Raw genomic sequence first — 18,448 nt, 5'->3', positions numbered from 1 at the left:
GGCAATGTCAGTCCATCCCCTTCAGCCCAAACCCTTTTTCGCGGACAAGAATCGCGCCTTCTGGAACCTCCAGTCGCTTGGCTGGGCCGGGGCCTTCCTGCTGCGCGGGTCGTCCACCATCGCCAATGGTCAGCCGCTGTCCAGCCTGATCCCGGTGCTGATCTCCACCGTTACCGGCTATTCGGCGACCCTGCTGATCGCAGTGGCCTTCCGATTCCTGCAGAAACAGCGGCCGATCCTCACCTGGGGCGCATCGATCGTCACCGTGGTCGCGGCTGCCGCGATGGTCGCCTTCATCGATGCCTGGGTCTTTTCGACCCAGAACAAGGGCAGCGACACGGCTGGGCTGCAACTGTTCCTGGGCGCCTTCTATCTGTCGATGACGCTGCTCGGCGCCTGGTCGGCGCTCTATTATGCGATCAATTTCTACCTGACGGTGGAGGAGCAGGCGGACCAGCTGCTGCATCTGGAGAATCAGGCGTCGAGCGCGCAACTCGCCATGCTGCGCTATCAGCTCAATCCGCATTTCCTGTTCAATACGCTCAACTCCATATCGACGCTGGTGCTGCTCAAGGAAACGACACGCGCCAATGCGATGCTGTCGCGGCTGTCCTCCTTCCTGCGCTACACGCTCATCAACGAGCCGACCGCCCAAGTGACGCTGGAGCAGGAGGTCGAGACGCTGAAACTCTATCTGGAGATCGAGAAGATGCGGTTCGAGGATCGGCTGCGGCCGGTGTTCGACATCGACCCGGCGGTGGCCCATGCCCGGTTGCCGTCGCTGCTGCTGCAGCCATTGGTGGAAAATGCGATCAAATATGCGGTGACGCCCAAGGAGGAAGGCGCCGAAATCTCTGTCATGGCGCAACCTGCCGGTGAAAATGTCCGGATCGTCGTATCGGACAGCGGGCCGGGATTGAACGACGGTGCGATGAAGCCACACATTCCCGTCAGCGAGGGGACGGGCGTCGGCCTGCCGAACATCCGGGACCGGTTAATTCAGGCCTTCGGGGAACGACAGAGGTTCGAAACGCGTTCCACGCAAAGCGGTTTTTCGGTCATCATCGAAATTCCGCTTAACATGGATGAAACATCGAAAGTGGCCGCATGACCATCAGAACAATCCTCGTCGACGACGAAAGCCTGGCTATCCAGGGTCTTAAGCTTCGTCTGCAAGCGCATGAGGATGTCGAAATCATCGAGACATGCACCAATGGCCGCGAAGCCATCCGTGCCATCAAGACGCACAAACCCGACCTCGTGTTCCTCGATATCCAGATGCCCGGTTTCGACGGCTTTTCCGTCGTCCAGGGCATGATGGAGGTCGAACCACCTTTGTTCATCTTCGTCACCGCCTATAGCGACCATGCGATCCGCGCCTTCGAGGCGCAGGCGGTCGACTATCTGATGAAGCCGGTGGATGAAGGCCGCCTGGCCGATGCGCTCGACCGGGTGCGGTTGCGCCTGTCGGACAAGAAGCAGGTGCAGGAAGCGGAAAAGCTGCGCGAGGTGCTGGCCGAGGTCGCCCCCCAGGCGATGAGCGATTTCTCCGCCGCCGGGGATGAGGATGCGCCGGCATCCAACCGTTTCGAAAAGCTCATCAACATCAAGGATCGCGGGCAGATTTTCCGCGTCGACGTGGATTCGATCGAGCGGATCGACGCGGCGGGCGACTATATGTGCATCTATACCGCCGACAACTCGCTGATCCTGCGCGAGACGATGAAGGATCTGGAAAAGCGGCTCGACCCGCGCAATTTCCAGCGCGTCCATCGCTCGACCATCGTCAACCTGAGCCAGGTGCGTCAGGTGAAGCCCCATACCAACGGCGAATGCTTCCTGGTGCTGGAATCCGGTGCCCAGGTGAAGGTCAGCCGTTCCTACCGCGACGTCGTCGCGCGTTTCGTCCACTGACGAAACGGCGCCGGCCGCCCGTGCAGGGGCGGCCGGCCGTTTGGTGCGGGATGGCTTGAGCCGATCCCGGAGTCTGTTTGGAAAAATCGCGAAAGAGCGATTTTTCGGTACGGTACCAGCCCGCTCCCCCGCCCAACCACCCGACAGGATGACACTGGATCGGGTGGTTGGGCGGGGGAGCGGGCTGGTACCGCCATTTCTCAAATGCCCTCTTCGTCAGTCCATCGTCCGCACCGGACGGACGATCAATTCATTCACATCGACATCGTCGGGCTGCTCCACTGCATAGGCGATGGCGCGGGCGATTGCGTCCGGCGTCAGGGCGATGGCGCGGAAATCCTCCATCGCGGCGGCGGCGCCCGCTTCGGTAATGGTGCTCGCCAGTTCGGATTCGACCACGCCGGGCGACACGATGGTGACGCGGATGTCGTCATGCTCCATCCGCAGCCCGTCGGAAATGGCGCGGACTGCATATTTGGTCGCCGAATAGACGCCGCAGGTCGGCCAGACGCGATAGCCGCCGATCGACGAGATATTGACGAAATGGCCGCTGCCCCGGGCCTTGAAGCGGGGCAGGGCAGCGGCGATGCCGTGCAGCACGCCGCGGATGTTGACGTCGATCATCCGGTCCCATTCCTCGACCTTCAGGCTGTCGAAGCGCGACAGCGGCATCAGTCCGGCATTGCTGACCAGCACGTCGATGCGGCCATATTCGGCCTCCGTCGCGGCAATGAAGGCCTCGACATCGGCGCGGTCGGTGACGTCGAGCGCGCGGAAGGCGACCTTGCCGCCGGCGGCGTTCAGTTCTGCGGCGAGTGCCGCCAAGCGGTCGGTGCGGCGGGCGCCCAGCATCAGCCAGGCGCCGCGCGCCGCCAGCAGCCGCGCCGTGCCCTCGCCAATGCCGCTGCTGGCGCCGGTGATCGCGATGACCTTATTCTCGATAGCCATGATTCAATCTCCATCCTTGGTTGGATCGAGGCTCGATCCGATAGAGGATTAATGCGCCTGTTCGGCCCCGGAGCGATAGAATGGTCCTGCGCCATGATTGCACGATATTCCGAATGGCTGATCTGGCGTGGTGATTATCGGCTTTGTGCGCTATTTGGATTGCCTGAAATTCCTGGAAGGTGGTGCGCATGAGCCATGAGCATCTGGGCGAGCAGATCGCCCGCCATATGGACGCGGACGGCATAGTCGACACGCGGATCCCGCGGCTGACGCTGGTGCGCTGGTCGCAGCCGGGCGAACCGGTGCACATGCTCCAGCGCCCGGCGCTGTGCATCATCGCGCAGGGCGCCAAGCAGGTGATGATGGGCGATGCGGTCATAGCCTATGGCCCGGCCAGCTATCTGGTCGCCTCGCTCGACCTGCCGATCACCGGCACGGTGACGCAGGCGGATGGGGATAGCCCCTATCTCTGTTTCTGCCTCTATCTCGACCCGGCGATGCTGTCCGACATCGCGCTGGCCCTGCCGGCTGCTGCGGCGGTGGAGGAGGGGCGTGCGCTCTCGCTCCACCCGATCACGCCCGAACTGCTGGACGCGGCGAGCCGGCTGACGGGCCTGCTCGGCCAGCCGGACAGCGCCGCGCTGCTGGCGCCCTTGGTCGAGCGGGAATTGCTGCTGCGGCTGATGATGGGACGGAGTGGCGGGCTGCTGCGGGCGATTGCCAGCGGCGACAGCCGCACCGGCCAGATCGCGCGCGCGATCCGCTGGCTCAAGGCCCATTATCGCGAGCCGTTCAGTGGCCCGGTGCTGGCCGATCTTGCCGGCATGAGCCTGTCGAGCTTCCACGATCATTTTCGCCGGGCGACGGCGATGACGCCGCTGCAATATCAAAAACAACTGCGGCTCCAGCAGGCGCGGCAGATGATGCTGGCACAGCGGATCGACGCGGCCGAGGCCGGCTATCAGGTCGGCTATGACAGCCCGTCCCAGTTCAGTCGCGAATATCGCCGCCTGTTCGGCGCGCCGCCCCAGCGCGACGTCGGCCGGTTGCGCGCCATGCCGAACCGGGCGCTGGCGATCTGAGGGAGGCTCTCGCGCCGTTGCGCTGGCCCACCCCCTTGATGGGAGTCACTTGCCTCCCATCAACCCCTCCCGCCAGCGGGAGAGGGAACTTGTCTTAGCGGAACACCCATTGGCGGTTGAGGCCGAACACCACAGCGGGGGTGACGAAGATCATCGCCGGGATCGGCGACCATTCGGGCCAGCGCATATGGGTGACGCACAGATAGACCCACAGGGCGTTCAGCGCATAGCTGACCAGCGAGACGGCAACGAAGCGGAAGCCGCGCGCGGCATGGCCCGACTGGCTGCCATGGCCGCGGAAGGTGAAGGCGTTGTGCAGCACATAGCCGATGGCCACGGCGCAGAGATAGCCGATGCCGTTGGCGACCTGAGGGTGGATGCCGACGGGCGCCGCCAGCGTCCAGTAGATCGCCGCCTGGCAGGCGGTGATGAACAGGCCGGTCACGCCATAGCGCAATATCTGCCAGAACAGCGCCCGGTGGGCGGGCGTCAATTGGTCGATGATTTTCATGGAGCCCCGTTGCGCTTTGATGCGGAGCGTCTAATCCACCGGCCATGAACTTGCAAAGCTGGCCTGTATTTCGCGCCCGCGCGTCCCATTGGTTCGCGATCCTTACCGCCTATGCCGATCGTCACTGGAAGTGGCTGACCTTCCTGATCTGGATCGCGATCCTGGTCGGCATGCTGGTCGACCGCTGGCCCGCGATCCACTGGCTGACGCTGAGCGATACGGACGACAATATCCGCTTCGTCCAGGTGAAGGACTGGCTGGCCGGGCAGGGCTGGTATGATCTGCGCCAATATCGGCTCGATCCGCCGGGCGGCGCCAATATCCACTGGTCGCGGCTGGTGGATATCCCGCTCGCCGGACTGATGCTGTTCTTCCGCGCCTTTGTCGAACAGGATCTGGCCGACCGGCTGGCCTGCGCGATCGCGCCGCTGCTGCCGCTGTTGCTGCTGATGCTGAGCCTGGGGTCGATCGCACGGCGGCTGGCGGGCGATGCTGTCGGCGCGCGCTGGGCCTGGCTGTTCGCGGTGCTGGCGCCGCTCGCCGCGCAGATGGGCCTGGGCATGTTCGCGCCGATGCGGATCGACCATCATGGCTGGCAACTGGCGCTGGCGCTGACGATGATGGCGGGCCTCATCGATCGCAACTGGCTGCGCGGCGGCGTGGTGGCGGGCGTGTCGAGCGCCCTGTCGGTGGCGATCGGCATGGAGATGATCGTCTATCTGGCCGCCGGTGGCGCGCTGGTGGCGCTGCGCTGGGTGTTCCGCGATGGGGCGGGGCGGCGGATGCTGCCCTATGGTCTCAGCCTCGCGGGGGCGACGTCGCTCTGCTATGTCATCTTCGCCAGCTACGACAATCGCCACATGGTGTGCGACGCCATCTCGCCCATCTGGGTCGCGGTGTTCGGTGCGGCGGGTGCGGGCATGGTGCTTTTGAGCCGCCTGCCGCTGCGGCTCTGGTGGCAGCGGCTGATCGCCGGCATGATCGTCGGCGGCGCGGTGGGCCTGTTCTTCTTCCTGAACTGGCCGCAATGCCTGACCCCCTATCAGATCTCGCCCGAACTGCAGCAGCTCTGGCTCGCCAATATCCGCGAGGCCAAGCCGATCACCGCGCAGGCGCAGAGCCTGGTCGTGCCTTTGATGGCGCTGCCGGCGGTGGGCCTCATCGGCCTGCTCTGGGCGCTATGGGAACTGCGGCGCGACAGCGACCGGCTCTGGGCCTTCGCGACGATCGGCCTGATGATGCTTTTCTCGACCGCTCTGCTCTTCTGGCAGTTGCGCGCCGGGCCGGCGGCGCAGTTGCTGGCGATCCCGCCTGCCGCCTGGGCCGGATGGCGGCTGGTGACGGCGATCTTCACCGGATCGCGCCGGGTGCGCATTCTGGCCGGGATCGGCGCGCTGCTGGTCGGCGCCATCGCCTGTGCCTATCCGCTCTATCCGCAGGTGATCGCGCTGTGGCAGCAGGCGACCGGCACCAAGCCCAAGCCCTGGCGCCCGTCCGCCATCGCCCGCACCGACGCGATCAAGAAGGCCAATGGCCGGTGCCGCACGCTGCCGGCGCTGGAGGTGCTGGACCAGCTGCCGCCGGCGACCATCTTCACCATGGTCGATCTGGGACCGCGCATCATCGCCACGACGCATCATAGCGCGGTGGCCGGCCCCTATCATCGCAATGGCGCGACGATCCTCGACATGCACCATGCCTATGACGGGCCGGCCGATGCCTTCCGCCCGATCGCGGCGAAGCATCATGCGACCTATTTGCTGGTCTGTCCGAATTTCCCGGAAGGGACCATCTATCAGTCGCGCAGTCCGCGCGGTTTCTATGCGGACCTGATGCGCGGCACGATTCCCACCTGGTTGCAGCCGGTGCAGCTCAAGACGGCGATGACGCTGCCCTACACGCTCTACAAGATTGATTATTCAGCGCCGGGCAGCAAAAAAGTCGCGCAGCAGCGCTGATCCTTCCGCCTCGGCCAGCCCGCCATAGATTTCGGGGCGGTGCAGGCATTGCGGCTGTGCGAAGAGGCGCGGCCCCTGTTCGACAGCGCCGCCCTTGGGGTCGGACACGGCATAATAGAGGCGGGCGACGCGCGCGTGGGAAATCGCGCCCGCGCACATCGGACAGGGTTCCAGCGTCACCCACAGGTCGCAGCCGGTCAGGCGAAAGTCGCCGATCCGGGCGGCGGCCGCGCGAATCGCGACCATTTCGGCATGGGCAGTGGGATCATTGTCGCGGCGGTTGCGATTCTCGCCCTCGCCGATGATGACGCCATCGCGCGTGACCACGGCGCCGATCGGCACCTCGCCCGCCGCTTCGGCTTCCCGCGCCAGCGCAAAGGCGCGGCGCATGGGTTCGGGCAAGGGGAAGGGCGAAGTCATGACCCCGCCTTAGTCTGAGAGGAAGGGCCGCACCAGCCCGCACCCCCACCCGGCCTCCCATTCCAGGATATGCTGTTGGGAGGCCGGGTGGGGGCGCGGGCTGGTGCCGTCCATGCGCCGGGAGGCGCATCAAAAGCCCGCGAATCGAATCAGGGTTTCTTCACGTCCACGGTCGGAACCTCGACCGTTTCGTTGCGGCTGCCCACTTCGACCTTCGCGACGCTCGCCTCATATTTGGGCAGGGCGCCCTGTTTTACGGAGACTTCGGGCAGGCGACCCTCCTTGGTCTTCTGCAGGTCGATGAATCCGGTTGCTATCCCGGCGCCGATGACGATAAGCGCGATCAGCAGCAATCCGCCGATGAAACGCATGGCACTCTCCTCTATTGAACGGGGGAATGAACGCGGGGCCCGGTGAAATGGTTGCGATAGTGCCACGAACCGAGCGGAAGGTTGACTGCGAGCGGGAATCCCGCTATCGGCGCCGCTTTCCGAACGAACCCGAATTTCAAAGGTTGATTGACTATGTCGCGCATTTGCGAGCTGACCGGTAAGGGTCGCCAGGTGGGTCACAATGTTTCCCACGCCAACAACAAGACCAAGCGCGTGTTCCTGCCGAACCTGCAGAACGTGTCGCTGATCTCCGAAACCCTGGAAACCACCGTCAAGCTGCGCGTGTCGACCCATGGTCTGCGCTCGGTCGAGCATAATGGCGGCCTCGACAACTGGCTGGTCAAGACCAGCGACGAGAAGCTGTCGCTCAAGGCCCGTCGCCTGAAGCGCGACATCGTCAAGAAGCAGGCTGCTGCAGCCGCCTGATTCGCTTCGATTCGTTTCGGCATAAGAAGCGGCCTGGCAACAGGCCGCTTTTTTGCGTTTTCTGATATTCCCTGCTGCGCGGGGAATGCGCCGCACCAGCCCGATCAATCCAATCCGAATTTCAGCAGCAAGGTGCGCTGGAAGAATTCGTGATTGTCGTCGGATGCGACCCACAGGATCGTCCGCCCCTGTTCCCGGCTGAGCGCAAGTCCTTCGAAATTGTCGGCCAGCAGGGGTGGCGCCAGCCGTGTCAGCGTCCGGGCGCGCAGTTCCGTATTAGGTGCGGGATTCTCCGGCAGCTCGATCATCGCGATCGTCGCGGTGAACAGTTCCTGCAGGGTCAGGCGCCGGTTCAGCACCAGCAGATGGCGATCGTCCAGCGCGACCATGTCGGTCGGACGATAGCCCTGCGGCGCGACATAATGGAGATGGATCGGATCGGCCGTGTCATGCTCGGCGGGATCGCCCGACCAGAGCAATGTGTCATGATGGCCGTCGGCGGTCATGCCCATCTCGCCGATCGCGATGAAGCGACCGTCGGGCAGGCGGGTGAAGGATTCGATTGATCCGGTCTTGGGCCAGGCGACGATTTCCGGCCAGGTCCGGCACGCCTCCACCCGCGCGAAGCCGGGGGAGTAGCGGCAGATCGCCTGGAGCAGTTCGAACCCCACCCAATAGCGGTCGCTGGCCGGGTCATGGGTCAGCGATTCCGAATCCCAGGACCACCAGGGCCGCTCCCTGTCCTGCGCACGCACCGGCAGCGGCGCGATGAACGGGCGCCGGCTGGCCCGGCCGGGGCCGACATGGAAGCCCATCAGCACGCCGGCATCGCTCAGCGCCAATATCTGGCCCGGTCCGTCGACCAGCAGCGAGGATATGCTGCCGAAGGCGGGATTGTCGCTGCCAAGCTGCCAGCCGCCCAGATAGGTGAGCGTGCCGACCCGCCGGCGATCGGGATCGCTGCTGTCGAGCGGCACCGCCCGCGCCGTCACCAGCAAGGTGCCCGGCCGCACGGCGGCGGGCTTGGTGGACGGCGGGGCAGGCAGCAGCAGGATCGCAAGAGCGAGAACGATCAGGATTCGACGCATCGCGCTCCGCCATAGGGGAAATGTCGGCGGGACGCAGCAGGGGAGTGGCGAAGCGTTGCCAGCTGAACGGTGGCTGTCACCGCCATTCAGGCTCCACTCAACGCGAATCAGGCATAAGGGCATCAATCCTGGTGATCGACCCGTCCGGTTCACCGCGGAAATGGCAATTTGAGGAGCAACGCCATGAAGATGAAGTATCTGATCAATCTGGGTGCTGCGCTCGCCATGGGCGCTGCCTCCCTCGCCGTCACCGCGACGCCCGCCATGGCGCGCGATGGCTGGGGCCGTGGCTATGAGCGCGGCGACTATTATCGGGGTGATCGCGGTTATCGTGGCGACCGTGGCTATCGGGGTGACCGTGGCTATCGCGGTTACCGCGGCGACGGCGGCTATCGCGGCAATTATTATCGCAATGATTATCGTGGTGGATATCGCGGCGGCTATCGCTGCCGGGACAATGGCACGGGCGGCACCATCATCGGTGCGATCGCCGGTGGTCTGCTGGGTAATGAAGTCGGCAAGGGCAGTGGCCGCTATAACCGTGGCGACGGCACCACGGGCGCCATCATCGGCGCAGGCGTCGGTGCGCTGGCCGGTCGCGCGATCGACCGCAACTGCTAAGCCGCATTTCTGAAGATGAAGAAAGGGCCGTCCCCGCCAAAGGGGGGCGGCCCTTTTGCTATCGGGCGGCGTTGCCCGTGGTCTGGCGGCGATCGGCGCGGGCGGCCGCGACGGCGGCGGGGTTGAGGCCGGCCTCCGGCGGCGATGCCGCGCCGGCGCGCGCATCCAGCTGCGCCGCGGCGGCATTGAGGGCGCTGGCTTCTGCGGCGGTCACGCTGCCGACACCGTCATCCTCGCTCGCATGGCAGGCCCCCAGCGCCAGCAGCAGCAGCAGGGCAGGTCGCTTGGTCAATCGCCGATCCTTTCGCGCATAAGAAAAGGGCCGCTCCCGTTTCCGGTGCGGCCCTTTTCCAAAAACTCTTCCCGAAAGGGAAATTACATCGCGTTGGCGACGTTGTTGGTCGCGTTCGAAGCAGCGTTCGCAGCGTTGTCGGCAGCGTTCAGCGCGGCGTTCATGGCGTTGTCGGCAGCGTTCGAAGCGTTCTCAGCAGCGTTGGCGGCGTTGTTGGCAGCATTTTCGGCGGTGTGGCCACCGCAAGCAGCCAGACCCAGCGAAGCGGCGAGAACGAGCGAAAGAGCAATCGACTTGGACATGGGCAAACCCCTCTCAGAGAAAAAAAGATGCAGACCACTCTCGGAGAAAAGCTCACCCCCCATTGCGCCTGCGCGCTGATTCGTAATGCTTTGGGCGGAGCAAGGCAATCCCATTCCTGTGCGGGAGGGTCTGATAAGGCGCGGTTTTTGTCGCAAGCGCCGCCAATTGACTGCCATTGACGTATATAAAGATTTCTTTATATGATGAACGAATGAGTGGCGCCCTCGACATTTTCCGGTCTCTTGGAGACCCGACGCGGCTGCGCATCGTCCACCTGTTGCGGGCGATGGAACTGGCGGTGGGCGAAGTGGCGCAGGTGGTCGACCAGAGCCAGCCACGCGTGTCGCGCCATATCCGGATACTGGTCGAGGCCGGCCTGGTTGAGCGGCGCAAGGAGGGCAATTGGGTCTTCCTGCGGCTGGTACAGGCGGAGCCGGTCCAGCCCTTCATCACCCTGTTCGACCAGTTGCAGCCCACGGCCGTCGAGGCCGCCTGGCAGAGCGCAGATCTCGCGCGGCTGGTGGCGGTGCGGGCCGAGCGCGCGCGCGCAGCCGAAGCCTATTTCGCCGAACATGCCGAGGAATGGGACGCGATCCGTTCGCTGCATGTCGCCGAGGTCGATGTCGAAGCGGCGATGCAAGCGTTGCTGGACGGGCAGGTTATCGGCCATCTGCTCGACATCGGCACCGGCACCGGGCGGATGATCGAATTGTTCGGCCCCGCCGCCGATCAGGTGACGGCGCTCGATCGCAGCCCCGATATGTTGCGACTGGCCCGCGCCAAGCTGCCCGAGGATGCCGGCGACAAATATGCGCTGCTGCTCGGCGATTTCGGTGCGCTGCCGATCGATCCGGCCAGCGTCGACACGGTGCTGCTGCATCAGGTGCTGCATTATGCACAGGCGCCTGAGCAGGTGGTTGCGCAGGCGGCGCAGGTGCTGCGGCCCGGCGGCCGGGTGCTGATCGTCGATTTTGCCGCCCATGAACGCGAGGAGCTGCGCACGCGCGACCAGCATGCGCGCCTGGGTTTTTCCGACATCCAGATCGAAAGCTGGTTCGCGCAGGCGGGCCTGGAGCTGGAACGGGTGGAAACGCTGCCCGGCCAGGAGTTGACGGTACAATTGTGGCTCGGGCGCCAGCGTGGCGCCGACATCCTGCCCATCGAAGAACGGATTTCCGCATGACCCAGATTGATCGCGCCCAACATCATTCCGAGGGGCCGCTCTATGCGGATCTGGCCGGCGACCTCAATGTAAGCTTCGAATTCTTCCCGCCCAAGACGGAGAAGATGGAGGAGCAGCTCTGGTCGGCGATCGAGACGCTGACGCCGCTGGCGCCCAAATTCGTGTCGGTGACCTACGGCGCGGGCGGCTCCACCCGCGAGCGCACCCATAATACGGTCGCCCGCATTGCCAGGGAAACGCCGCTGGCCGCCGCCGCACACCTGACCTGCGTGGCCGCCAGCAAGGCCGAGATCGACGAGGTCGCCGATGCCTATTGGGAGGCGGGCGTGCGCCATATCGTCGCGCTGCGGGGCGATCCGCCGGAGGCCGGCACGGCGTTCCAGCCGCACCCCGACGGTTACAAGGGCGCGGCCGAACTGGTCGAGGGGCTGCGCAAGCGCCATGATTTCGAGATTTCGGTCGCCGCCTATCCGGAAACCCACCCGGAAGCGCAGAGCGCGCAGAGCGACATCGACAATCTCAAGCGCAAGATCGACGCCGGCGCGACCCGCGCGATCACCCAATTCTTCTTCGAGGCGGATAGCTTCTTCCGCTTCCGTGACACGGTGGCCGCCGCCGGCATCGATGCGGAGATCATTCCGGGAATTATGCCGGTCAGCAATTTCGCCGCGGTCCAGCGCATGTCGGCGATGTGCAACACCGATGTCCCCGCCTGGATGGGCCGCCTGTTCGACGGGCTGGACCAGCATCCGGCCGCGCGCCAGCTCGTCTCCGCCACGCTGGCGGCCGAACTGTGCCGCAACCTCTATATGGGCGGCGTGCGCGACTTTCATTTCTATACGCTCAACCGGGCGGAACTAAGCTATGCGATCTGCCACCTGCTGGGCCTGCGCCCGCAGGTTGCGGCAGAGCTAATGGCATGACTTTTCTCTTCCCGTTCGCCCTGAGCTTGTCGAAGGGCTCTACCGACCGCAGGGAGGTGTCTTCGCCTCCGCTCAGACAAGGGCTTCGATTTCGCTCAGCCCGAACGGAGTTTTGACGATGAACGCTGAACAGAAATTGCGCGCCCTGGCGGCGGAAAAGATCCTGATCTTCGACGGTGGCTATGGCACGTCGATTCAGAAGCATGGCCTGACCGAGGCCGATTATCGCGGCGACCTGGACCTGGCCAAGGACCAGAAGGGCAATAACGACCTGCTCTGCCTGACCCGGCCGGACATCGTCGAGGGCATTCACACCGCCTATCTCGACAATGGCGCCGACATGATCGAGACCAACACGTTCAGCTCGACCAAGATCGCGATGGCCGATTATGGCTGCGAACATCTGGTGTGGGACATCAATGTCGCGGCCGCCAAGATCGCGCGGGCTGCATGCGAAAAGGCGACGGCCAAGGACGGCAAGCCCCGTTTCGTCTGTGGCTCGATCGGCCCGACCAACAAGACGCTCAGCATCTCGCCCGACGTCAACGACCCTGCCTATCGCGAGGTCGACTATGATACGCTCAAGGCCGACTATCGCGAACAGTGCGACGCGCTGATCGCCGGCGGCGTCGATTTCCTGCTGATCGAGACCTGCTTCGATACGCTGAACGCCAAGGCCGCAGGCATGGCCGCGCGCGAGGCGGAGGCAGCAGCCGGCCGTTCGGTGCCGGTGATGCTCAGCTTCACCATCACCGACATGTCCGGCCGGAATCTCTCGGGCCACACGATCAACGCCTTCTGGTATTCGCTGCGGCACCTGAAGCCGCTGACCATCGGCGTGAACTGCGCTTTTGGGGCGGACCTGCTGCGGCCCTATCTGTCGGAACTGTCGAAGAATGCCGACACGCTGATCCTGGCCTATCCCAATGCCGGCCTGCCCAATGAACTGGGGCAATATGACGAGTTGCCGGAAACCACCGCGAAGCTGATCCGCCAGTGGGTGGATGAAGGGCTGGTCAACATGGTCGGCGGCTGCTGCGGCACGACGCCGGCGCATATCGGCGCGGTGGCGAAGGCGCTGGCGGGGCATAAGCCGCGCCAGGTTCCGGAACTGCAGGTCGTGACCCGGCTCGCCGGTCTCGAACCGATGCACATCGCGGCCTAGTTTCATCCTCCCCTGAAGGGGAAGTGGCTGGCGAAGCCAGACGGAGGGGGATCACCCCCTCGATAGCGTGATACCCCTCCACCATGCCTGCGGCATGGTCCCCCTCCCCTAAGGGGGGAGGATTTTTGGAAGAAACCGATGACCCAGCAATCCACCGCAACCTTCGTCAACATCGGCGAGCGCACCAACGTCACCGGATCGGCCAAGTTCAAGAAGCTGATCATGGCGGGCGACTATGCCGCGGCGATCGACATCGCCCGCGAGCAGGTCGAAAATGGCGCGCAGATCGTCGACGTCAACATGGACGAAGGCCTGCTCGACGCGGTCGAGGCGATGACCACTTTCCTGAAGCTCATGACGTCGGAACCGGACATCAGCCGCGTGCCGGTGATGATCGACAGTTCCAAATGGGAAGTGATCGAGGCGGGTCTGAAATGCGTCTCCGGCAAGCCGGTGGTCAACTCGATCAGCATGAAGGAGGGCGAGGAAGCCTTCCTGCATCATGCCAGGCTCTGCATGGCCTATGGCGCGGCCGTGGTCGTCATGGCGTTCGACGAGACCGGCCAGGCCGATACCCAGGCCCGTAAGGTCGAGATTTGCGAGCGCGCCTACAAGCTGCTGATGACGATTGGCTTCCCGCCCGAGGACATCATCTTCGATCCCAATATCTTCGCCGTCGCGACCGGGATCGAGGAGCATAACAATTACGGCGTCGACTTCATCGAGGCGTGCCGGGAAATCAAGAAGCGCTGCCCGCACGTCCATATCTCGGGCGGCCTGTCCAACTTCTCCTTCTCCTTCCGTGGCAACGAACCGGTGCGCCGGGCGATGCACAGCGTGTTCCTGTACCATGCCATTCCGGCGGGGCTGGACATGGCGATCGTCAATGCCGGGCAGCTCGACGTCTATGACGCGATCGACCCGGCGCTGCGCCAGGCGTGCGAGGATGTCCTCCTCAACAGCGATCCCGAAGCCGGCGACCGCCTCGTCGCGCTCGCGGAAAGCTTCAAGGGCAAGGATGCCGCGTCGGAAAAGGCCGCGCAGGAATGGCGCGGCTGGCCCGTCGCCAAGCGCCTCGAACATGCGCTGGTCAAGGGCATCGACATGTATGTCGTGGAAGACACCGAGGAATGCCGTCTCGCCGCCGACAAGCCGATCCATGTGATCGAAGGGCCGTTGATGGACGGCATGAACGTCGTCGGCGACCTGTTCGGCGCGGGCAAGATGTTCCTGCCGCAGGTCGTGAAGTCCGCCCGCGTCATGAAAAAGGCGGTGGCGCATCTGCTGCCCTTCATCGAGGCGGCGAAGGAGCCCGGCGCCAAGGGCAAGGGCAAGATCATCATGGCGACGGTGAAGGGCGACGTTCATGATATCGGCAAGAATATCGTCGGCGTCGTGCTCCAGTGCAACGGCTTCGACGTGATCGACATGGGCGTGATGGTGCCCTGGCAGGACATCATCAAGGCCGCGAACGAGAATGACGCCGACATGATCGGCCTGTCCGGCCTCATCACCCCCTCGCTCGACGAGATGGTGACGGTGGCGCAGGAAATGCAGCGCGCCAATATGACGATGCCGCTGCTGATCGGCGGCGCGACCACCTCGCGCGTCCACACCGCACTGCGCATCGATCCCGCCTTCACCGGCCCGGTCGTCCATGTGCTCGACGCCAGCCGCGCTGTCGGCGTGGCGACGGCGCTCGTCTCCGAAACGCAGAAGGCCGATTTCGTCAGCAAGACCAAGGCCGATTATGAGCATGTCCGCGTCGCCCGCGCGAACAAGGGGCAGAGCCAGCTCCTGTCGATCGACGACGCCCGCGCCAACGGGTTCGAGATGGACGAGAGCCTGAAGGCACCGCGCCCGCGCCTGCCCGGCACCCACCGCTTCCCCGACTGGGATCTGAAGGATCTGGTCAACTATATCGACTGGACCCCTTTCTTCCGCGCCTGGGAACTGGCCGGCAATTATCCCGCCATCCTGGAGGACGAGATTGTCGGCGAAAGCGCCCGTAGCCTGTTCGCCGATGCGCAGAAGATGCTGGGCAAGATCATCGACGAGAAATGGCTGACCGCGCGCGGCGTCGCCGGCCTGTGGCCGTGCCGTCGTCAGGGCGACGACATCATCGTCCATGTCGAGGATGAGAAGCACTATACCCTGCCGATGCTGCGCCAGCAGATCGCCAAGCGCGAAGGCCGGGCGAACATGTGCCTCGCTGACTTCATCAGCCATGATGGCGACTGGATGGGCGGCTTTGCCGTGTCGATCCACGGCATCGAGCCGCACCTCGCCCGCTTCAAGAATGCGATCGACGATTATTCGGATATCCTGCTCAAGGCGCTGGCCGACCGTCTGGCCGAAGCCTTTGCCGAGCGGCTGCACCATTATGTCCGCACCGCCTTGTGGGGCTATGCCGAGGGCGAGCAGCTGACCAACGAGGCGCTGATCAAGGAAGAGTATCGCGGCATTCGCCCGGCGCCCGGCTATCCGGCCTGCCCGGAACATAGCCTCAAGCCGATCCTGTTCGAGATGCTGGACGCCCATCATGCGACCGGCGCGACCCTGACCGAAAGCTTCGCCATGCTGCCGACGGCGGCGGTCAGCGGCTTCTATTTCGGCCACCAGCAGGCCGAATATTTCGGCGTCGCCCGCGTCGGCCGCGACCAGCTGGAAGATTATGCCCAGCGGCGCGGCATCGATCTGGACACGGCGGAACGCTATCTGCGCCCGAACCTGGACTGAAGTCTGGTATCCCTTCTCCCTCCCGCTCGCGGGCGGGAGAAAGGGCAGGGTGCCACCCTATTTGCTGATAAGCTGAGCTTGTCAGACCCGTGGATCGTTCCGCCTGTAAGGTGGTTCCCCGTTGCGCTAAGGGGACGCGCACCACGCACAGGGGAGATTGATCGATGGCCTATACGCTCATCACCGCCAACCGGAATTATTCGAGCTGGTCGCTGCGGCCATGGCTGCTGATGAACGGGCTGGGGATCGATTTCGTCGATCGGATCGAGCCCTTTGCCGCGCCGGTCAATTACAGCGCCTTTCGCAGCTTTTCGCCGACGGGGCAGGTGCCCGCGCTGATCGATGGCGACCGGACGGTCTGGGATTCGCTCGGCATCCTTCTCTATCTGGCCGACCGGCATCAGGGCGTCTGGCCTGCCGACGCCGATGCGCGCGCCTTTGCCCAGTGCGCGGTGGCGGAAATGCACAGCGGCTTTTCCGCGCTGCGATCGACCTGCACGATGAATGTCGGGGTGCGGGTGGAGCTGAACCTGATCGAACCGGCGCTGAACAAGGATATCGCCCGGCTGCGCGAACTCTGGGAGCAGGGGCTGGGGCGCTTTGGCGGCCCCTATCTGGCGGGTGCGCAATTCAGCGCGCTCGATGCCTTCTATGCGCCGGTCGCCTTTCGGGTGCGCAGCTATGGCCTGGATGTCGGGCCGATCGCGCGCGGCTGGGTCGAAACCATGCTGGCCCATCCCGCGATGCGCGAATGGGAACAGGCGGCGCTGGCCGAAAGCTGGCGCGAGGAGGGCCATGAGGCGGAGCTGGCGGCGGTTGGCCGCGTGGTCGAGGATTATCGCGCGGCGTAACATTATTGCTTCAGCCTTGCGAAAAACGCACATTTTCCATCGCAAGCCCCGTTTCTCCCCCTTTCCCCTGGCGCCTTACGGGTCTAGGGGGAGGGGACCATGGTTAAGCCACGCACCCTCTATGAGAAGATCTGGGACGCGCATGTCGTTGAACGGCGTCCCGATGGAACCTGCCTGATCTATATTGATCGTCACCTCGTGCATGAAGTGACGAGCCCGCAGGCGTTTGAAGGCCTACGCCTTGCCGGGCGCAAGGTGCGCCGGCCCGACCTCACCCTTGCGGTGCCCGACCATAATCTGCCGACCACGCCGCGCCGCGACGCCGACGGGCATCGCATCCCGATCGCCGACCCGGAAAGCGCGCAGCAGCTTGCCGCGCTGGAACGCAATGCGCCGGAATTCGGCGTGCGCCTGATTGGCGACGCGGACCCGGAACAGGGCATCGTCCATGTCGTCGGCCCGGAACAGGGCTTCACCCTGCCGGGCACCACTTTGGTGTGCGGCGACAGCCATACCAGCTCGCATGGCGCGCTGGGTGCGCTGGCCTTCGGCATCGGCACGTCGGAGGTCGAGCATGTGCTGGCGACCCAGACGCTGCTGCTGAAACAGTCGAAGACCATGCAGGTCGTGGTCGAGGGCGAGCTGGGCTATGGCGTCACCCCCAAGGATGTGGCGCTGGCGATCTGCGGCACGATCGGCACCGCCGGCGGCACCGGCTATGTCATGGAATATCGCGGGTCGGTGTTCCGCGACATGTCGATCGAGGGCCGCCTGACCGTTGCCAACATGTCGATCGAGGCGGGCGCCCGGTCCGGCCTGTTCGCGCCGGACGAAAAGACCTTCGCCTATATCGAAGGCCGTCCGATGGCGCCCAAGGGCGCCGACTGGGATGCGGCCGTCGCCTGGTGGAAGACGCTGCACACGGATGAAGGCGCGACCTTCGACAAGACCGTCGTGATCGACGCGGCGGACATCGTGCCCAACGTCACCTGGGGCACCAGCCCCGAGGATGTCGTGCCGGTGACCGGCGTGGTGCCGGACCCGGAAAGCTTCGCCGATGCGTCTAAGCGCGCCGCCGCGCAGAAGTCGCTCGACTATATGGGCCTGTCCGCAGGGCAGAAGATGGAAGATGTCGCGATCGAGCATGTCTTCATCGGCAGCTGCACCAACAGCCGGATCGAGGATCTGCGCGCCGCCGCCGGCCTGCTGAAAGGGCGGCACATTGCCGCCGGCATCAAGCATGCGATGGTGGTGCCGGGATCGGGCCTGGTCAAGCGCATGGCCGAGGCCGAGGGGCTGGACCGCATCTTCCTCGACGCTGGTTTTGAATGGCGCGAGCCGGGCTGTTCGGCGTGCCTGGGCATGAACCCGGACAAGGTGCCGGCCGGCGAACGCTGCGCATCGACCAGCAATCGCAATTTCATGGGCCGTCAGGGTCCGGGATCGCGCACGCATCTGGTCTCGCCGGAAATGGCGGCGGCCGCCGCGCTGACCGGCCGGTTGACCGATGTGCGCGCATTGATGGGTGAAAAAGAGGGGATGGTCGCATGAAGAAGGTATTCTGGGTGCTGGCGCTGGGCGCGCTGGCCAGTGCGGCGATGGCCGCGACGCTGGGCCGCGCCGAGGACGGTC

General features: G+C 64.6%; 19 protein-coding genes. 12 read left to right on the top strand and 7 right to left on the bottom strand.

Annotation, left to right across the window (positions count from 1 at the left end):
* Nucleotides 1-4: 4 nt before the first annotated feature.
* Entirely contained in the window at nt 5-1,111 is a 1,107-nt protein-coding gene (locus tag GGQ90_RS15505; protein WP_188082983.1) for a sensor histidine kinase, read from the top strand.
* The gene (locus tag GGQ90_RS15500; RefSeq protein WP_007713350.1) at nt 1,108-1,914 is read left to right on the top strand and encodes a LytR/AlgR family response regulator transcription factor; all 807 of its coding nucleotides are present in this window, start codon (nt 1,108-1,110) and stop codon (nt 1,912-1,914) included. Before GGQ90_RS15505 ends, GGQ90_RS15500 begins: the two co-directional genes overlap by 4 nt.
* Before the next feature lie 216 nt (nt 1,915-2,130).
* On the opposite strand, the gene GGQ90_RS15495 is transcribed toward GGQ90_RS15500, so the two are convergent.
* The gene (locus GGQ90_RS15495; protein WP_188082982.1) at nt 2,131-2,862 is read right to left on the bottom strand and encodes an SDR family oxidoreductase; all 732 of its coding nucleotides are present in this window, start codon (nt 2,860-2,862) and stop codon (nt 2,131-2,133) included.
* A gap of 188 nt (nt 2,863-3,050) precedes the next feature.
* On the opposite strand from GGQ90_RS15495, the gene GGQ90_RS15490 reads away from it, so the two are divergent.
* Nucleotides 3,051-3,944, top strand: a complete 894-nt coding sequence (locus GGQ90_RS15490; RefSeq protein ID WP_188082981.1) for an AraC family transcriptional regulator — start codon at nt 3,051-3,053, stop codon at nt 3,942-3,944.
* Between the two features lie 94 nt (nt 3,945-4,038).
* Here GGQ90_RS15490 and GGQ90_RS15485 read toward each other — a convergent pair whose 3' ends face one another.
* Entirely contained in the window at nt 4,039-4,455 is a 417-nt protein-coding gene (locus GGQ90_RS15485; protein ID WP_188082980.1) for a GtrA family protein, read from the bottom strand.
* A gap of 44 nt (nt 4,456-4,499) precedes the next feature.
* Between GGQ90_RS15485 and GGQ90_RS15480 the strand changes: the two genes are divergently transcribed.
* The gene (locus GGQ90_RS15480; protein WP_188082979.1) at nt 4,500-6,413 is read left to right on the top strand and encodes a hypothetical protein; all 1,914 of its coding nucleotides are present in this window, start codon (nt 4,500-4,502) and stop codon (nt 6,411-6,413) included.
* Here the strand turns inward: GGQ90_RS15480 and GGQ90_RS15475 are convergent.
* Both GGQ90_RS15475 and GGQ90_RS15470 read right to left on the bottom strand, forming a co-directional pair.
* Nucleotides 6,375-6,833, bottom strand: a complete 459-nt coding sequence (locus tag GGQ90_RS15475; RefSeq protein WP_188082978.1) for a nucleoside deaminase — start codon at nt 6,831-6,833, stop codon at nt 6,375-6,377. The genes GGQ90_RS15480 and GGQ90_RS15475 overlap by 39 nt on opposite strands.
* A 149-nt stretch (nt 6,834-6,982) precedes the next feature.
* Nucleotides 6,983-7,204 carry a hypothetical protein gene (locus GGQ90_RS15470; protein WP_188082977.1) on the bottom strand — a complete coding sequence of 74 codons (222 nt, stop codon included), beginning with the start codon at nt 7,202-7,204 and terminating at the stop codon, nt 6,983-6,985.
* Nucleotides 7,205-7,357: 153 nt separating this feature from the next.
* Here GGQ90_RS15470 and rpmB point away from each other — a divergent pair, with 153 nt between their 5' ends.
* On the top strand, nt 7,358-7,651 hold the full coding sequence (gene rpmB / locus GGQ90_RS15465) for a 50S ribosomal protein L28 (RefSeq protein ID WP_188082976.1): 294 nt from the start codon (nt 7,358-7,360) through the stop codon (nt 7,649-7,651).
* Nucleotides 7,652-7,755: 104 nt separating this feature from the next.
* Here rpmB and GGQ90_RS15460 read toward each other — a convergent pair whose 3' ends face one another.
* Nucleotides 7,756-8,739, bottom strand: coding sequence for an esterase-like activity of phytase family protein (locus GGQ90_RS15460; RefSeq protein WP_188082975.1), 984 nt, complete (start codon nt 8,737-8,739; stop codon nt 7,756-7,758).
* A gap of 183 nt (nt 8,740-8,922) precedes the next feature.
* Between GGQ90_RS15460 and GGQ90_RS15455 the strand changes: the two genes are divergently transcribed.
* Complete coding sequence (locus tag GGQ90_RS15455) at nt 8,923-9,360, top strand: glycine zipper 2TM domain-containing protein (RefSeq protein ID WP_188082974.1); 438 nt, start codon at nt 8,923-8,925, stop codon at nt 9,358-9,360.
* 58 nt (nt 9,361-9,418) lie between these two features.
* Here the strand turns inward: GGQ90_RS15455 and GGQ90_RS15450 are convergent, their stop codons facing one another.
* Both GGQ90_RS15450 and GGQ90_RS15445 read right to left on the bottom strand, forming a co-directional pair.
* On the bottom strand, nt 9,419-9,652 hold the full coding sequence (locus GGQ90_RS15450; protein WP_188082973.1) for a hypothetical protein: 234 nt from the start codon (nt 9,650-9,652) through the stop codon (nt 9,419-9,421).
* Between the two features lie 83 nt (nt 9,653-9,735).
* Nucleotides 9,736-9,954 carry a circumsporozoite protein gene (locus GGQ90_RS15445; protein ID WP_188082972.1) on the bottom strand — a complete coding sequence of 73 codons (219 nt, stop codon included), beginning with the start codon at nt 9,952-9,954 and terminating at the stop codon, nt 9,736-9,738.
* 212 nt (nt 9,955-10,166) lie between these two features.
* On the opposite strand from GGQ90_RS15445, the gene GGQ90_RS15440 reads away from it, so the two are divergent.
* The 6 genes from GGQ90_RS15440 to leuC all read left to right on the top strand — a co-directional run bounded on the left by GGQ90_RS15440 (nt 10,167) and on the right by leuC (nt 18,367).
* On the top strand, nt 10,167-11,138 hold the full coding sequence (locus GGQ90_RS15440) for an ArsR/SmtB family transcription factor (RefSeq protein ID WP_188082971.1): 972 nt from the start codon (nt 10,167-10,169) through the stop codon (nt 11,136-11,138).
* Nucleotides 11,135-12,061, top strand: coding sequence for a methylenetetrahydrofolate reductase (metF, locus tag GGQ90_RS15435; protein ID WP_188082970.1), 927 nt, complete (start codon nt 11,135-11,137; stop codon nt 12,059-12,061). Before GGQ90_RS15440 ends, metF begins: the two co-directional genes overlap by 4 nt.
* A 118-nt stretch (nt 12,062-12,179) precedes the next feature.
* Nucleotides 12,180-13,226: a homocysteine S-methyltransferase family protein gene (locus tag GGQ90_RS15430; protein ID WP_188082969.1), complete on the top strand. Its 1,047-nt coding sequence runs from the start codon at nt 12,180-12,182 to the stop codon at nt 13,224-13,226.
* 138 nt (nt 13,227-13,364) lie between these two features.
* On the top strand, nt 13,365-15,965 hold the full coding sequence (gene metH / locus GGQ90_RS15425; RefSeq protein WP_188082968.1) for a methionine synthase: 2,601 nt from the start codon (nt 13,365-13,367) through the stop codon (nt 15,963-15,965).
* 164 nt (nt 15,966-16,129) lie between these two features.
* Nucleotides 16,130-16,816 carry a glutathione S-transferase family protein gene (locus tag GGQ90_RS15420; protein WP_188082967.1) on the top strand — a complete coding sequence of 229 codons (687 nt, stop codon included), beginning with the start codon at nt 16,130-16,132 and terminating at the stop codon, nt 16,814-16,816.
* A 99-nt stretch (nt 16,817-16,915) separates the two neighbouring features.
* Nucleotides 16,916-18,367: a 3-isopropylmalate dehydratase large subunit gene (gene leuC / locus GGQ90_RS15415; protein ID WP_188082966.1), complete on the top strand. Its 1,452-nt coding sequence runs from the start codon at nt 16,916-16,918 to the stop codon at nt 18,365-18,367.
* Nucleotides 18,368-18,448 lie beyond the last annotated feature (81 nt).

The organism is Sphingobium scionense (assembly GCF_014197035.1).
In the GTDB taxonomy this organism is placed as follows: domain Bacteria; phylum Pseudomonadota; class Alphaproteobacteria; order Sphingomonadales; family Sphingomonadaceae; genus Sphingobium; species Sphingobium scionense.
Note: the sequence above shows the minus strand (reverse complement) of the source record. Positions and strands in the feature narration are given on the sequence as shown.

Coding starts and splice junctions, on each gene's coding strand:
- GGQ90_RS15505 (WP_188082983.1), top strand. CDS start 5: ATGTCAGTCCATCCCCTTCAGCCCAAACCCTTTTTCGCGGACAAGAAT.
- GGQ90_RS15500 (WP_007713350.1), top strand. CDS start 1,108: ATGACCATCAGAACAATCCTCGTCGACGACGAAAGCCTGGCTATCCAG.
- GGQ90_RS15495 (WP_188082982.1), bottom strand. CDS start 2,862: ATGGCTATCGAGAATAAGGTCATCGCGATCACCGGCGCCAGCAGCGGC.
- GGQ90_RS15490 (WP_188082981.1), top strand. CDS start 3,051: ATGAGCCATGAGCATCTGGGCGAGCAGATCGCCCGCCATATGGACGCG.
- GGQ90_RS15485 (WP_188082980.1), bottom strand. CDS start 4,455: ATGAAAATCATCGACCAATTGACGCCCGCCCACCGGGCGCTGTTCTGG.
- GGQ90_RS15480 (WP_188082979.1), top strand. CDS start 4,500: ATGAACTTGCAAAGCTGGCCTGTATTTCGCGCCCGCGCGTCCCATTGG.
- GGQ90_RS15475 (WP_188082978.1), bottom strand. CDS start 6,833: ATGACTTCGCCCTTCCCCTTGCCCGAACCCATGCGCCGCGCCTTTGCG.
- GGQ90_RS15470 (WP_188082977.1), bottom strand. CDS start 7,204: ATGCGTTTCATCGGCGGATTGCTGCTGATCGCGCTTATCGTCATCGGC.
- rpmB (WP_188082976.1), top strand. CDS start 7,358: ATGTCGCGCATTTGCGAGCTGACCGGTAAGGGTCGCCAGGTGGGTCAC.
- GGQ90_RS15460 (WP_188082975.1), bottom strand. CDS start 8,739: ATGCGTCGAATCCTGATCGTTCTCGCTCTTGCGATCCTGCTGCTGCCT.
- GGQ90_RS15455 (WP_188082974.1), top strand. CDS start 8,923: ATGAAGATGAAGTATCTGATCAATCTGGGTGCTGCGCTCGCCATGGGC.
- GGQ90_RS15445 (WP_188082972.1), bottom strand. CDS start 9,954: ATGTCCAAGTCGATTGCTCTTTCGCTCGTTCTCGCCGCTTCGCTGGGT.
- GGQ90_RS15440 (WP_188082971.1), top strand. CDS start 10,167: ATGAGTGGCGCCCTCGACATTTTCCGGTCTCTTGGAGACCCGACGCGG.
- metF (WP_188082970.1), top strand. CDS start 11,135: ATGACCCAGATTGATCGCGCCCAACATCATTCCGAGGGGCCGCTCTAT.
- GGQ90_RS15430 (WP_188082969.1), top strand. CDS start 12,180: ATGAACGCTGAACAGAAATTGCGCGCCCTGGCGGCGGAAAAGATCCTG.
- metH (WP_188082968.1), top strand. CDS start 13,365: ATGACCCAGCAATCCACCGCAACCTTCGTCAACATCGGCGAGCGCACC.
- GGQ90_RS15420 (WP_188082967.1), top strand. CDS start 16,130: ATGGCCTATACGCTCATCACCGCCAACCGGAATTATTCGAGCTGGTCG.
- leuC (WP_188082966.1), top strand. CDS start 16,916: ATGGTTAAGCCACGCACCCTCTATGAGAAGATCTGGGACGCGCATGTC.